Source organism: Pseudomonas mosselii (assembly GCF_003205295.1).
GTDB classification, from domain to species: domain Bacteria; phylum Pseudomonadota; class Gammaproteobacteria; order Pseudomonadales; family Pseudomonadaceae; genus Aquipseudomonas; species Aquipseudomonas mosselii_B.
The window spans coordinates 129,058-143,248 of sequence record NZ_QJRP01000008.1 but is presented as its reverse complement, the minus strand read 5'-3'; the positions used below and the strand labels follow the sequence as shown (position 1 = coordinate 143,248).

Annotated in this window: 11 protein-coding genes and 2 pseudogenes; 9 read left to right on the top strand and 4 right to left on the bottom strand. The window is 66.5% G+C overall.

From position 1 onward, the window contains the following. Positions 1-244: 244 nt before the first annotated feature. A complete protein-coding gene (locus DMX06_RS10880) occupies positions 245-1,348 on the top strand; it encodes an NADH:flavin oxidoreductase (protein WP_110736868.1) in 1,104 nt (367 codons plus the stop codon). Here DMX06_RS10880 and DMX06_RS10875 read toward each other — a convergent pair. Then, entirely contained in the window at positions 1,317-2,528 is a 1,212-nt protein-coding gene (locus DMX06_RS10875) for a glycosyltransferase family 4 protein (protein ID WP_110736867.1), read from the bottom strand. The genes DMX06_RS10880 and DMX06_RS10875 overlap by 32 nt on opposite strands. A 56-nt stretch (positions 2,529-2,584) precedes the next feature. Here DMX06_RS10875 and DMX06_RS26810 point away from each other — a divergent pair. Both DMX06_RS26810 and DMX06_RS26805 read left to right on the top strand, forming a co-directional pair. Beyond that, positions 2,585-3,430 (top strand): annotated as a pseudogene (locus DMX06_RS26810) (PAS domain-containing protein); the annotation flags it as partial. 162 nt (positions 3,431-3,592) lie between these two features. After that, a complete protein-coding gene (locus tag DMX06_RS26805; RefSeq protein ID WP_371923703.1) occupies positions 3,593-4,024 on the top strand; it encodes a methyl-accepting chemotaxis protein in 432 nt (143 codons plus the stop codon). A gap of 217 nt (positions 4,025-4,241) precedes the next feature. Here the strand turns inward: DMX06_RS26805 and cysZ are convergent, their stop codons facing one another. After that, positions 4,242-4,970, bottom strand: coding sequence for a sulfate transporter CysZ (gene cysZ / locus DMX06_RS10865; protein ID WP_110736863.1), 729 nt, complete (start codon positions 4,968-4,970; stop codon positions 4,242-4,244). Between the two features lie 315 nt (positions 4,971-5,285). Between cysZ and trxB the strand changes: the two genes are divergently transcribed. Beyond that, positions 5,286-6,248 (top strand): thioredoxin-disulfide reductase, encoded by a 963-nt coding sequence (gene trxB / locus DMX06_RS10860; protein ID WP_110736861.1) that lies wholly within the window; start codon positions 5,286-5,288, stop codon positions 6,246-6,248. 73 nt (positions 6,249-6,321) lie between these two features. Here trxB and nadC read toward each other — a convergent pair whose 3' ends face one another. Next, a complete protein-coding gene (gene nadC, locus DMX06_RS10855) occupies positions 6,322-7,170 on the bottom strand; it encodes a carboxylating nicotinate-nucleotide diphosphorylase (RefSeq protein WP_110736858.1) in 849 nt (282 codons plus the stop codon). A gap of 243 nt (positions 7,171-7,413) precedes the next feature. Between nadC and DMX06_RS10850 the strand changes: the two genes are divergently transcribed. The 5 genes and pseudogenes from DMX06_RS10850 (at position 7,414) to DMX06_RS26795 (ending at position 13,191) form a co-directional block, all read left to right on the top strand. Then, positions 7,414-9,558: a DUF1631 domain-containing protein gene (locus tag DMX06_RS10850; RefSeq protein ID WP_110736856.1), complete on the top strand. Its 2,145-nt coding sequence runs from the start codon at positions 7,414-7,416 to the stop codon at positions 9,556-9,558. Positions 9,559-9,652: 94 nt separating this feature from the next. Further along, positions 9,653-10,219: a 1,6-anhydro-N-acetylmuramyl-L-alanine amidase AmpD gene (ampD, locus tag DMX06_RS10845; RefSeq protein WP_110736854.1), complete on the top strand. Its 567-nt coding sequence runs from the start codon at positions 9,653-9,655 to the stop codon at positions 10,217-10,219. After that, positions 10,216-11,046, top strand: a complete 831-nt coding sequence (gene ampE / locus DMX06_RS10840) for a regulatory signaling modulator protein AmpE (RefSeq protein WP_110736852.1) — start codon at positions 10,216-10,218, stop codon at positions 11,044-11,046. The genes ampD and ampE overlap by 4 nt, the downstream gene beginning before the upstream one ends. Positions 11,047-11,211: 165 nt before the next feature. Next, positions 11,212-12,333 (top strand): annotated as a pseudogene (locus DMX06_RS26800) (HAMP domain-containing protein); the annotation flags it as partial. Between the two features lie 144 nt (positions 12,334-12,477). Beyond that, the gene (locus tag DMX06_RS26795) at positions 12,478-13,191 is read left to right on the top strand and encodes a methyl-accepting chemotaxis protein (protein WP_375538095.1); all 714 of its coding nucleotides are present in this window, start codon (positions 12,478-12,480) and stop codon (positions 13,189-13,191) included. 201 nt (positions 13,192-13,392) lie between these two features. On the opposite strand, the gene DMX06_RS10830 is transcribed toward DMX06_RS26795, so the two are convergent. Beyond that, entirely contained in the window at positions 13,393-14,190 is a 798-nt protein-coding gene (locus DMX06_RS10830; protein ID WP_110736849.1) for a TatD family hydrolase, read from the bottom strand. Position 14,191: the final 1 nt, after the last annotated feature.

The following is a 14,191-nucleotide window of genomic DNA, read 5'->3' as shown; positions in this document are numbered from 1 at the left end:
CCTTATTCAGCTTGCTCGCGAGAGGCGTGCCTAGGCCACTGAGGGCGTTGGGTTTTCTGCGCCTCTTGACTCTAAAGTCAGGCAACCGCCGGACGAATTCAAGCCCTTTCGCAAAATAAATTTCCTGTTGCAAATCGGCCCGCTCGCAGCGATACCTGCCGATCACTGCAATCAATGATGCTGTGACACGCACCTGACGGCCCCTAAGCTCGGGCGCATCCATCTCATCCCTCGGGAGCGCCGCATGTCCAGCAACCCTCTGTTCCAGCCCTTCACCCTCGGCTCCCTCGACCTGCCGACCCGCGTGGTCATGGCACCGATGACCCGTACCTTCTGCCCCGGCGGCGTGCCCCACGACGGCGTGGTCGAGTACTACCGCCGCCGCGCCGCCGCCGGTGTCGGCCTGATCATCACCGAGGGCACCACGGTCGGGCACAAGGCCGCCAACGGCTACCCCAACGTGCCGCGCTTCCACGGTGAGGATGCCCTGGCCGGCTGGAAGCGCGTGGTCGAGGCCGTGCACGCCGAGGGCGGGCGCATCGTGCCGCAGCTGTGGCACGTGGGCAGTGTGCGCCGCCTGGGCACCGAGCCCGACGCTGCGGTCCCGGGCTATGGCCCGAGCGGCAAGGAAAAGGACGGCCAGGTGCTGGTCCACGGCATGAGCCGGGAGGATATCCGCGAGGTGATCGCCGCCTTCGCCCAGGCGGCGCGCGATGCCCAGGCCATCGGCATGGACGGCGTGGAGATCCACGGCGCCCACGGCTACCTGATCGACCAGTTCTTCTGGGAAGCCAGCAACCGTCGCGACGATGAATACGGCGGCGACCTGGCCGGGCGCTCGCGTTTCGCCATCGAACTGATCCAGGCCGTGCGCGCGGCCGTCGGCCCGGACTTTCCGATCATCCTGCGTTTCTCGCAATGGAAGCAGCAGGACTACAGCGCGCGCCTGGTGGAAACCCCCGAGGCCCTGGCGGCGTTCCTCAAGCCCCTGTCCGAGGCGGGCGTGGATATCTTCCACTGTTCCACCCGGCGCTTCTGGGAGCCGGAATTCGAGGGCAGCGAGTTGAACCTTGCCGGCTGGACCCGCCAGCTCACCGGCAAGCCGACCATCACCGTGGGCAGTGTCGGCCTGGATGGCGAGTTCCTGCAGTTCATGGTCGCCACCGACAAGGTGGCCAAGCCCGCCAGCCTGGAAGGGCTGCTGCGCCGCTTGCACGACCAGGAGTTCGATCTGGTGGCCGTGGGCCGCGCCTTGCTGGTGGACGCCGAGTGGGCGCGCAAAGTGCGGGACGGGCGTGAAGACGATGTGCTGCCGTTCAGCCGTGAGGCGCTGACGACCCTGGCTTGATCACCAGCGCCGGGGTCTGTTCGCGGGCGGACTGCAGCTCGCGGCAGGCGCCGTACAGGTAGCCCTCGAACTGCTCGACGATCGCCGGCCAGCCCTGGCGGCTGGCATGCTGGCGGGCGTTGAGGCGCACCCGGCGCAGGGTTTCGCCTTCCTCCAGCAACCAGCAGGCGGCGTCGATGAACGCCGCCTGGTCCCCCGGCATGGCCAGGGCGCCGCTGTGGCCGTGGCGGATATGCTGGGCGGCGGCGGCCTCGTCGTAGGCGACCACGGCCAGGCCCGAGGCGAGTGCCTCGAGCACGACATTGCCGAAGGTTTCGGTCAGGCTCGGGAACAGGAACAGATCGCCGCTGGCGTAATGTTCGGCCAGCACCTTGCCGCGCTGTGCGCCACAGAACACGGCATCGGGCAGTTGCTGTTCGAGTTGGCCGCGCATCGGGCCATCGCCGACGATCACCAGGCGCAATCGCCGCTGTGGATAGGCCTTGGCCAGCGCCTCCATGCAAGGACGCAGCAGGGCCAGGTTCTTCTCCACGGCCAGGCGTCCGACGTGCAGCACGGCAATGTCATCCACACCCAGCCCCCACTGCTCGCGCAGGGCCTGGCTGCGCCGTGATGGGGTGAACAGGCTGGCATCGACGCCGCGGGCCATCAGGCCGAGCCGCTCGAAACCACGGCGTTCCAGCTCCAGGCGCTGGCTGACGCTGGGCACCAGGGTGATGGCGGTGCGCCGATGGAACCAGCGCAGGTAGTGGGTGAGCATCCGCGACAGCAGGCCCAGGCCATATTGCCCCGAGTACTGCGGGAAGTTGGTGTGGAAGCCGCTGACCACCGCCACGCCCAGGCGCCGGGCGGCGCGCAGGGCGCTCAGGCCCAGCGGGCCTTCGGTGGCGATGTACAGCACGTCCGGACGTTGCCGGCGCCAGCGGCGCCACAGCTTGTGCATCGACACCTCGCCCCATTGCAGGCCAGGGTAGCCCGGCAATGGCCAACCCCGGCACAACAGCAGGGTCTCATCGTTGCCGGCCCCGTTGTCGGAGGCCTGGCGCGGGCGGATCAGTTCCACCTGGTGGCCGCGCAGACGCAGCCCTTCGCTGAGGCGGCCAAGGGTATTGGCCACGCCATTGATCTCGGGTGGGAAGGTTTCGCTGACCAGGGTGATACGCAGGGACGGTGTGCTCATGAGAAAAAGTGTCCGCCGCCCCCGTTGCGGCCATGTGACGCCTTTGTGACGTGCGCATGACGCCTGATTTCCGGCACTTTCAGTCGTTTGAATATTTCCTTGCAAAGCTCTCAAGAACTCTTGTCACGCAGCCGATGCAGAGGCATTCGACTACAGGAATTCGCTCCGGGAGAGCGGCCATGTTCAACAGCAAACTGAAGAAAGAAATCCAGCAACTGCGCGAAGAGCTGATGTCCATCGAGCAGGTCAAGAACAGCCTCGACAGCGAGATGCTGGTGCTCCAGCTCGACCCCCAGGGGCGCATCGAGTCGGTAAACAACAACTTCGAGGCCGAGATGGGCTATCGCGCCGAGCAGCTGGTCGGGCGCAACATCGAAGAGATCGTGCCGGCGCATGTGAAGAAGCTTGATTTCTACCAGCGCATGAAGCACGCCATCACCCGTGGCGAGCACCTCAACGGCGCCTTCCGTCTGCTGCGCGGCAACGGTGACGAGGCCTGGCTGCGCTCGATCCTGCAGCCGGTCAAGGACAGTGACGGGCGCATCAAGTACTTCTCTCTGCACTCCAGCGACCTGACCCGCACCATCGAGACCTCCCGCGAGCACGAGAGCCTGATCAAGGCCCTGATGCGCTCCACCGCGGTGATCGAGTTCAACCTCGAAGGCCAGGTGCTGACCGCCAACGACCGCTTCCTGCAGACCATGGGCTACAGCCTGGAGCAGATCCGTGGCAAGTCCCACCGGATGTTCTGCGACCCGGAAGAAGCCAACTCGGCCGGTTACCAGGCTTTCTGGGAGCGGCTGCGTCGCGGCGAATTCGTCGCCGAGCGTTTCAAGCGCATCGACGCCCATGGCCGCGTGGTCTGGCTGGAGGCCTCGTACAACCCGATCATCGACGCCCATGATGTGCTGTACAAGGTGGTCAAGTTCGCCACCGTGATCACCGACCAGGTCAACCAGGAACTGGCCGTGGCCCAGGCCGCCGACATCGCCTACACCACCTCGCTGGAGACCGACGACAGCGCGCGCAAGGCCACCGACGTGGTGACCCAGACCGTCGAGGTGATGCGCGGCCTGGAAGGCTCGATGCAGGACGCCGCCGATGGCATCCAGGCGCTGGACAAGCAGTCGAAGGTGATCGGCGCGATCATCAAGACCATCAGCGACATCGCCGGGCAGACCAACCTGCTGGCGCTCAACGCCGCCATCGAGGCTGCCCGCGCCGGCGAGCAGGGGCGTGGCTTTGCCGTGGTCGCCGACGAAGTGCGCCAGCTGGCCTCGCGCACCAGCAGTGCCACCGAGGAGATCGCCAAGGTGGTGCAGCAGAACGAACAGTTGGCCCAGGCCGCGGTGGACATCATCGACACCAGCAAGCGCCAGGCCGAGCAGGGCCTGGCCCTGGCCGCCGATACCGGCGGGGTGATCGTCGAGATCCAGGAAGGGGCGAAGAAGGTGGTGGATGCGGTGGGGCAGTTTTCCAGTCAGTTGAGCCACTGATTGGCTTCATGGAGCAAACCGTAACTTATTGATTTAGTGAGACCCTGTGGCAGCGGCCTTGTGTCGCGAAAGGGGCGCGCAGCGGCCCCAGATTCCGGGCGAACATCGAAATTGCTGGGGCTGCTGCGCAGCCCTTTCGCGACACAAGGCCGCTCCCACAGGGAGATAGCTCCCTGCGCAACAGCGTAGTCCGAAGGGCTGTGTGATCTCCCACAGGTCAGGTACGCTCACGCACCCAGAACAGCGTCGCCCCGGCCACCGCCGCCGGCATCATCAGCACGTTGACCCCCGGAATCATCAGCGCAAGATAAGTGATTCCGCCAAAACCCATCGATTGCCAGCGCTTCTGCCGCAGCCAGGCGAGCATGTCCTGCCAGCTCATCTTGTTGTTGTCCGCCGGGTAGTCGATGTACTGGATGGCCATCATCCAGATGCCGAACACCAGCCACAGCGGCGCGGCGATCACGTTCACCACCGGGATGAACGAGAGGATGAACAGGCCGATGGCCCGCGGCAGGAAATAGCCCAGCTTGCGCATCTCGCGGCTGAGGGTGCGGGGCACCATGGCCACCAGTTCGCCCCAGCTGAAGGGCGGGAAGTTGTCCTGGCCGCGCACCACCACCTCGACTTTTTCCGCCAGGAAGCCGTTGAACGGGGCGGCGATGATGTTGGCCAGCAAGGTGAAGGTGAAGAACACCATCAATAGCACCAGTGCGACGAACAGCGGCCACAGGATATAGCTGAGGAAGCTCAGCCAGTCGGGCAGGGTGGGCATCAGCGCATCGACCCACAGGCTGAACTGATGGCCGGCGAAGTAGATCAGGCCGCCGAACAGCAGCAGGTTGACCGCCAGCGGCAGCAGCACGAACAGGCGCAGGCTCGGGCTCAGGATCAGTTTCAGGCCTTCACGCAGGTACTGGGGGCCGGAAAGGACAGGGGCTTGCATCGGAATGCTCCGCTTGAGGAAAACGCGCTGACCTTACCGAGTTTGGCGCGCCGACGAAAGGCACCGCGCCTTTGGGAAACGGCGTGTAACAAAGCATTGGGACAATGGCTGACGGATAGAGACTGTCTATAAGGTGGATTGTCGAAGGATATTTCCTTAATCTCTGCGGCCTCGCTACAGTGCGCTCAACTTTTTTGGTTTTGGACCAACGCGTTGTAGCCTTCCCCAAGTGCTGCGTGGGTCCCTTTTAATTCCAGCTGGCGCAACCGGCACCTAGATGCCGGCCCCGTGCGACCCGCTCGACAGGAGTTCGACATGTCCGAAGTACGTCATTCGCGCGTCATCATTCTCGGTTCCGGCCCTGCCGGTTACAGCGCCGCGGTGTACGCCGCCCGCGCCAACCTCAAGCCGCTGCTGATCACCGGCATGCAGGCTGGCGGCCAGCTGACCACCACCACCGAAGTCGACAACTGGCCGGGCGACCCCCATGGCCTGACCGGCCCGGCCCTGATGCAGCGCATGCAGGAACACGCCGAGCGCTTCGAGACCGAGATCGTCTTCGACCATATCAACGCCGTCGACCTGGCCAACAAGCCGTTTACCCTGCAGGGTGACAGCGGCACCTACACCTGCGACGCGCTGATCGTCGCCACCGGCGCCAGCGCCCGCTACCTGGGCCTGCCGTCGGAAGAAACCTTCATGGGCAAGGGCGTTTCGGCCTGCGCCACCTGCGACGGTTTCTTCTACCGCAACAAGCCGGTCGCCGTTGTCGGTGGCGGCAACACCGCCGTGGAAGAGGCGCTGTACCTGGCCAACATCGCCAGCAAGGTGACCTTGGTGCATCGCCGCGATACCTTCCGTGCCGAGAAGATCCTGATCGACAAGCTGCACGCCCGTGTCGCCGAAGGCAAGATCGAGCTCAAGCTCAACGCCACCCTGGACGAAGTGCTGGGTGACAACATGGGCGTGACCGGTGCGCGCCTGAAGAACAACGACGGCAGCTTCGACGAAATCAAGGTCGACGGCGTGTTCATCGCCATCGGCCACACCCCGAACACCTCGCTGTTCGAAGGCCAGCTGACCCTGAAGGACGGCTACCTGGTGGTCCACGGTGGCCGTGAAGGCAACGCCACCGCCACCAACGTCGAGGGCGTGTTCGCCGCCGGCGACGTGGCCGACCACGTCTACCGCCAGGCCATCACCTCGGCCGGCGCCGGCTGCATGGCGGCCCTGGACGTCGAGCGCTACCTGGACGGCCTGGCCAACGCCGCGCACTGATCCAGCCTTTGCGGGCCAGCCCTGCATAAAAAAACCGGCCATCTGGCCGGTTTTTTTGTACCCGCGTTTCAGCTCACAGGCTCAGGCGCATCGACAGGTCCACCGCCTTCACGTCCTTGGTCATCGCGCCGATCGATATGTAGTCCACACCCGTTTCGGCGATCACCCGCAGGGTGGTCTCGTTGACGCCGCCGCTGGCCTCCAGCTTGGCCTTGCCGGCGGTGAGGCGCACCGCTTCGCGCATCTCGTCCAGGGTCAGCTCGTCGAGCATGACGATATCGGCCCCGGCCACCAGCGCCTGGCGCAGTTCGTCCAGGCTTTCCACCTCGATTTCCACCGGTTTGCCCGGGGCGATGCGGTGCGCCGCCGCCACGGCCTCGGCCACGCCACCGCTGGCGGCGATATGGTTTTCCTTGATCAGGAAGGCGTCGTACAGGCCGATGCGGTGGTTGTGGCAGCCGCCGCAGGTGACCGCGTACTTCTGCGCCAGGCGCAGGCCGGGCAGGGTCTTGCGGGTGTCGAGCAGGCGCACCTGGGTGCCCTCTACCAGGTCGGCCAGCAAGCGTGCGCGGGTGGCCACGCCCGAGAGCATCTGCAGGAAGTTCAGCGCCGAGCGTTCGCCGCTGAGCAGCGAGCGTGCCGGGCCTTCGAGGTGGAACAGCACCTGGTTGGCCGTGGCCCGTTCGCCGTCGGCCACCTGCCAGTGCACCGCCACCCGTGGGTCGAGCTGGCGGAACACCGTATCGACCCAGGCGGTGCCGGCGATCACGCAGTCCTCGCGGGTGATGATGGTCGCCTTGGCCAGGCGCTCGGCCGGGATCAGCTGGGCGGTGATGTCACCGCTGCCGATGTCTTCGAGCAGCGCGCGGCGCACGTTGGCTTCGATTTCGGCGGTCAGGTCGGCGAGGCGTAGGTTCGGCATGGTCGGCTCCACAAGCTAGGTGCCGGCGATTATAGGGCAGGGGGGCTGCGTGTACAGCTGCCGGGCCGATGACCTTTGGTCCGGCGGTTTGAGCAATCCAGCGAACGCACTGTCAGTTGAGGCGTGCGAATGGCGTGCTGGCAGCTATCACAATTTTCACCGATAATAGCGCCCAGTATTTGGCGTCATAGCTTTGACGATTACCTCCAGTCGAACAACGCAACATCCAGCAAGGAGTCCGGGATGCATGATGAAGGCAAGGTGGTGCCCCTGGCGGCCGCCATCGACCGGGGTGCGCGCGCGCCCTCGCCATGCCTTCCCGTGCTGCTCCTGCAGGTGCGCGACAAGGCCGCGCTGCAATTGCGCCAGGGCTTGCAGGCGCTGTTCGACAATGCCGACGACACCCTGTTCGAAATGGCCGACAAGGCCAGCGGTCGTCTCGACCAGAACCTGTATTTCGAAGCCATGCGCGACCTGCGCCTAAAGCGCAAGAGTATTGAACGGGGTTTCCTCGACACCTTCTACGAGGCCTTCGCCCGGATCGGCCAGGGCGACGGGCTCGAGTCCCTGGTCAGGGCACAGACGCAGGACAAGCCGTCGCTGGAGCGCTCGGTGGCCGTGCAGGCCATGGTCGACCGGGTGCTGTCCCGCGACGGCTTCCTGCTGGAGCAGTTGAACCTGCGCTTCACCACGCTGCTGGAGTTGCCGCTGGCGAGCGCAAGCAATCCCCTGGGCCCTGGCAACCTGTGTGGCTACTTCCTGGACGCCGGGCGTAACCTGGGAGTCGGCGCCAGCGTCAAGATGGTGCTGCTCAAGCTGTTCGAGCGCTATGTGCTGCGTGACCTCGACCTGTTATATGGCGAGGCCAGCCAGTTGCTCGCCAGCGCCGGTGTGCTGCCTGACCTGATGCCCGCCCCACGGCGCCGCGCCGAGGACCGGCGCAGTATCGCCCGGCGCATCCCGGCCAGCCCGGCGCTGGGCGGCTTGTCCGACTCCGCCGGCCAGGCCTTCTTCGCCTCGGTGCAGGCGCTGCTGGCGCCGGTGCGCGGGCGTGTCGCGCCGCGGCTGCAGGCGGCCGGAGCGGCACAACCGACTAGCACCGGCGACCTGCTGCGCCTGCTTACCCACTTGCAGCATTATGTGCCGGCCCCCGGCGAGCCGGATGACTTCAACCTCGGCCAGCAGTTGGAGCAGCTGTTGCTGCGGGTCAGCGTGCGCAGTGGCACGCGGCGGCGGATCGCTACCGACGACGAAGACACGATCAACCTGGTCGACCTGCTGTTCACCTACATCCAGGGCGACGACAACCTGCCGGCCAGCCTGCGGGCGCTGATCGCCCGCCTGCATATCCCGGTGCTCAAGGTCGCACTGATCGACAAGGGCATGTTCAGCCGTGGCAGCCACCCGGCGCGGCGCCTGCTCAACGAGATCGCCGCCGTGGCCATCGGCTGGGAGAGCGATGCCGAGGGGCTGCGCGACAGCCTGCACCTGCGGGTCGAGCGTATCGTCCAGCGCCTGCTCAATGACTTTTCCGACGACTGCGCGGTGTTCAACGAGCTGCTCGACGAGTTTCTCGCCTTCAGCCAGGACGAGCGCCGACGCAACGAACTGCTCGAGCAGCGTACCCGTGACGCCGAGGAGGGCCGTGCCCGTACCCTGCAGGCCCGCCAGCGGGTGCAGCAGGAGCTGAACGACCGCCTGCATGGCCGGGTGCTGCCGCAGGTGGTGGTGCAGATGCTGGTGCAGTCCTGGAGCCAGGTGCTGCTGCTGGCCTGGCTGAAGCAGGGCGAGGCCTCGGCGGCCTGGGCCGACGCCCTGGCGACGGTGGACGACCTGCTGGTCAGCATTGCCCCGTACCGTGAGCCGCAGCGCCTGCTGGAGCAGGTGCCGGGCCTGCTCAAGGCCTTGCGCGACGGCCTGGCGGGGATAGCGCTGGACTCCGCCGCCACCCGTGATTTCTTCCTGCAACTGGAGAAGCTGCACCTGCGCGCCTGCGGTGGCACGCCTGAGCCGGATGCCGCGCTGGACGAGGTGTGGCTGGAAGACGCTATCGTGCTGGCGGTCAGCGACGAGTCCGCCCTTGCCCCTGGCCTGCCACTCGACGAACAGGAGCCGGCGTTGCGCCAGGTTCAGCGCCTGCAGGTCGGTTCCTGGGTCGAGGTGATGGACGACGACGAGCCGCTGCGCTGCAAGCTGGTGGCGCGCATCGACAGCAACGACCGCCTGGTCTTCACCAACCGCACCGGCATGAAGGTGCGTGAATGGAACCGCATGGGCCTGGCCCTGGCCCTGCGCCGTGGCGAGGTGCGCCTGCTGGACGACGGCCTGCTGTTCGAGCGGGCGCTGGAAGCGGTGCTGGAGCAGTTGCGCGGGCAGCAGGCGCAGTAACGCTGACTTTCCCTACACAATCATTTACATGCAAGCGCCGGCCGGCCACGGCATACTGGGCACCTGTCTCGGGCGTCATTTCAGGATCTGCACCATGCAATTGGACCGTGCGACCGGCTGGTTCACCGGCGTCAGCCACTGCCCCTCGCCGAACTTCAACGCCCGCCCTGACGGCGAGGCCATCGCGCTGCTGGTCATCCACAACATCAGCCTGCCCCCGGCCTGCTTCGGCACCGGCAAGGTGCAGCAGTTCTTCCAGAACCGCCTGGACCCGAACGAACACCCTTACTTCGCGACCATCAACCACCTGACCGTCTCGGCGCACCTGTTCGTCGAGCGCGATGGTGCGGTGACCCAGTTCGTCTCGTTGCTCGACCGCGCCTGGCATGCCGGCGTGTCGCGCTTTGGCGAGCGCGAGGGCTGCAACGATTTTTCCATCGGCATCGAGCTGGAGGGCACCGACGAACTGCCCTATACCGATGCCCAGTACGCCACCCTGGAGCGGCTGACCCGCGAGATCCGCGCGGCCTGGCCTGTGATCGACGCCCAGCGCATCTGTGGCCACAACGACATTGCCCCGCAGCGCAAGACCGATCCGGGCCCGGCCTTCGACTGGCCACGCTACCGGGCCGCGCTGCAACGCAACGAGGACAAGGCATGAGTTTTCTGGTGTTGGTGCTGGCGCTGTGGATCGAGAAGTTCTCGGCCCTGCGCCAGCGGTTGCAGCGCGACGGCTTCTACCTGGGCGAGCTGGTGCGCCTGGAGCGCAGCGGCAAGGTCCACCCCTGGTGGACGCTGGGCATCCTGGTCCTGGCGCCGGTGGTGTTGCTCGTGCTGCTGTTGCATGTGCTGGAGCCGGTGGCCTACGGCCTGCTGGCGTTGCCGGTGCACCTGCTGGTGCTGGTCTACAGCCTGGGCCGCGGCGATGTGAAGGCGGCGCTCGGGCCGTTTCGCGACGCCTGGCGTCGCGGTGACGAACAGGCCGCGCTGCATGTGGCCGAGCGCGACCTGGGGCTGGCTGCCGACGATGCCCAGAACCTGATCAAGCGGGTCCAGGGCCATCTGCTGTGGCAGGCCTACCAGAGCTTCTTCGCGGTGATCTTCTGGTACTTCCTGCTCGGCCCCGGAGCTGCGTTGACCTACCGCCTGCTGGCGCTGACCATGGACAACAGCCGCCAGCCGGCGCTGCAGACCCTGGCCGGGCAATTGCGCCACGCCATGGACTGGCTGCCGGTGCGGGTGATGACGGTGAGCTTTGCCCTGGTCGGCAACTTCGTCGCGGTGACCCGGGTGATGTTGCACGAGCTGCTCGACTGGCATGTCAGCGCCGGGCACCTGGTGGCCAAGGTCGGCCGGGTGGCCGACGACATTCCCGAGGAGGAAGACCGCCAGCGTGGCCTGGAGCGCCTGGACAGCCTGTGGGAGCTGCTGCTGCGTTGCGCCGTATTGTGGTATGCCTGCTTCGCCCTGTGGACCGTGCTGGTCTGAGCTGTTCATCAGCCCGTTACTTGCTTAACCATAAGTTACAAACCTTGATTCCAATCTGCGCTATACAAAGCCACTGGCCCTAGATGGCCTTGTGCTACCCCGCAGAACAACAAGAATTCAAGGAGGTGACCTGTGAAGCGTCTGCTCTATCCGGCCATCGCACTGATGAATCGGCTGAGCTTCGGCATGAAGTTCAGCCTGATCAGCGTCCTGTTCTTCCTGCCCATGCTGGTCACCAGCTTCTACCTGGTCCGCGATGCCTACAACCAGCTGCAGGCCACCCGCGGCGAACTGCAGGGGCTGGCGCCGTTGTCCGAGAGCCTGGCCCTGCGCGGCGACCTGGAGACCTTGGGCAACCTGCTGCAGATCAACGCCGTATTGGGCCAATCGGGCCAGGCCGGCGATGTGGAGAGCCGTATCGCCGCCCTGCAGGACAAGGTCCAGGCCCGACTCGACGGCCTCAAGGGCAGCGACCCGGCCCTCGAAGCCAAGCGTACCGAGCTGGCCGAGGCCTTTGCCCGTGCCCGCGACGAAAGCTCGCTGCAGAACAAGGCGGCGCTGTTCGACAAGCTGCTGGCCCAGGCCCAGGTGCTGGGCAAGCAGGTCGCCAGCCAGTCGGGGCTGAACCAGGACAGCCAGGCCTCGGTGCGCCAGTTGAGCGAGCTGGTCGGCAACGCCACGGCGCAAGTCACCCAGGCCCTGGGCGAAGGCCGGGCGATGGGCGCGGTGGCCCTGGGCCGCGGCTTCATGGACTCCTCGGGCAGCGCGCGTTTTGAAGACCTGCTGCAGCGCCTGGAGCGGCTGTCGGCCGACTACGCCATTCGCCTCGACGACGTCCTGGCCAGCGATGCTGGGCTCAGGGCCGCGCTGGCCAGCGATGCCCAGGCCAGCCAGGCCACGGTCAAGCAGGCCGCGACCCTGTTCGAGGACCAGGTGGTGGTGGCCGAGACCCTGGATGCGCCCTGGGCCGGCTTCTACCAGCAGACCAGCGACCTGATGGCGCAGACCTACCGCTTCAACGACGCGGTCCTGGCCCACCTGCACGGCCAGCTGGAGGAGCGCCTGGGCGAGCACCGCCTGCGCACGGTCGCGCTGGTCGCGGCCCTGGCCACGGTGTTTGCGCTGATCATCTACCTGTACGGCGGCTTCTATGTCTCCACCCGCGAAACCCTCGGTAACCTGGGCAATGCCATGGACAAGGTGGCCGCCGGCGACATGACCATCAGCTTCAAGGCCAACAGCCAGGACGAACTGGGCGAGCTGGGGCGTGGCTTCAACGAGACGGTACGGCGCATTCGCGGGCTGATCGAGCAGGTCGGCAAGACCGTGACCACGGTCGAGGAGCAGGCCGGGCAGGTGCTGTCGGTGTCGAGCCGCAGCAACCAGGCGGTCAGCGGCCAGCGCGAGCAGATCGAGCAGGTGGCCACGGCCATGAACCAGATGAGCGCCACCGCGCAGGAGGTCGCCCGCAGCGCCGCCCTGGCCGCCGAAGGCGCGCAGCGGGTCAACCACGAGAGCGCCTCGGGCCGCGACCTGGTGGCAAGTCAGCAGGGCAGCATTGCCCGCCTGGCCGGCGAGATCGACCAGAGCGTGGTGGCGGTCAACCAGCTGGCGGGCGACAGCCAGGCCATCGGCCGGGTGCTGGAAGTGATCCGCAGCATTGCCGAGCAGACCAACCTGCTGGCCCTCAACGCCGCCATCGAGGCGGCCCGGGCCGGCGAGCAGGGCAGGGGCTTCGCCGTGGTCGCCGACGAAGTGCGGACCCTGGCCAGGCGCACCCAGGACTCCACCGAAGAGATCGCGCAGATGATCCAGCGCCTGCGCGAAGGCGTTGGCGCGGCGGTGCGGGTGATGGGCAGCAGCCATCAGATGGCCGCCGGCACCGTGGACGAGGCGCGCCAGGTGCAGCAGGCGCTGGGCAATATCCTTGGCGCGGTGGGCGGGATCGTCGAGCAGAACCAGCAGATCGCCGCCGCCGTCGAGCAGCAGACCGCCGTGGCCCACGACATCGACCAGAACATCGTGGCGATCAACCGCGCGGCACAGGACACCACCGAGGGCGCCTGCCAGACCGAGGACGCCAGCCGGGCGTTATCGGCGCAGGTGGTGGAGCTCAAGCGGTTGATCGGGGCGTTCAGGGTGTGATCGAGGGCAGCGTAGATCCCGTGTAGGAAAGGCCTTACCGAGGCGTCGGACTGGTCGGAAAGGGCTGCGTATCAGCCCCAGGATTTTAGTGTTGACGCAAAGATCGTTGGGGCCGCGTTGCGGCCCTTTCGTGACACAAGGCCGCTCCCACAGGGGGCAGTTCCCTGCGCGATAGCGCAGCCCAAAGGGCTGGGCGATCTCCTACACGGGATGCGTGTCGGACTGCCAGCCAAAGACCTCGCAAGCGTTTCGACTGCTGGCCTCGGCCAGCAGCCCTGGCTCGATCCCCATGACTTCGGCCAGCGCTACGGCAATCTCAGGTAAGTGCTCCGGGCTGTTGCGCTGCCCCGGGAACATCGCCGGCGCCATGTCCGGCGCGTCGGTCTCCAGCACCACGCTGTCCAGCGGTAGCCGTGGCAGGGTCTTGCGCAGGCGCAACGCCTGGGGCCAGGTGCCGGCGCCGCCGAGCCCCAGCTTGAAGCCGAGCCTGATGTACTCCCGCGCCTCCTCGTAGCTGCCGGCAAAGGCATGGATGATCCCCGCCCGCGCCGGCTTGTAGCGCTTGAGCGTGGCGATGACCTGGGCGTGGCTGCGGCGCACGTGCAGCAGTGACGGCAGCTCGAAGTCGCAGGCCAGTTGCAGCTGGGCCTCGAACAACGCCTGCTGGCGCGCCGGGTCCAGCTCGGGCAGGTAGAAATCCAGGCCGAACTCACCCACCGCGCATAGTCGTGGATCGCCGCGCAGGCGTTCGAGCCAGTCGCGCAGCTGCGCCAGGTGCTCGGGGCGGTGCTGCTCGAGGTAGATCGGGTGCAGTCCCAGTGCCGCGTACACGCCTTCGTTGGCGCAGGCCAGGTCCCAGACCCGCTGGAAATTGTCCTGGTACACCCCCAGCACCACCATGCGCTCCACCCCGCGTGCCGCCGCGTTGGCCAGCAGGCGCGGGCGGTCGGCATCGAAGTCGGGGAAGTCGAGGTGGGTGTGGGTGTCGATCAGGCGCATG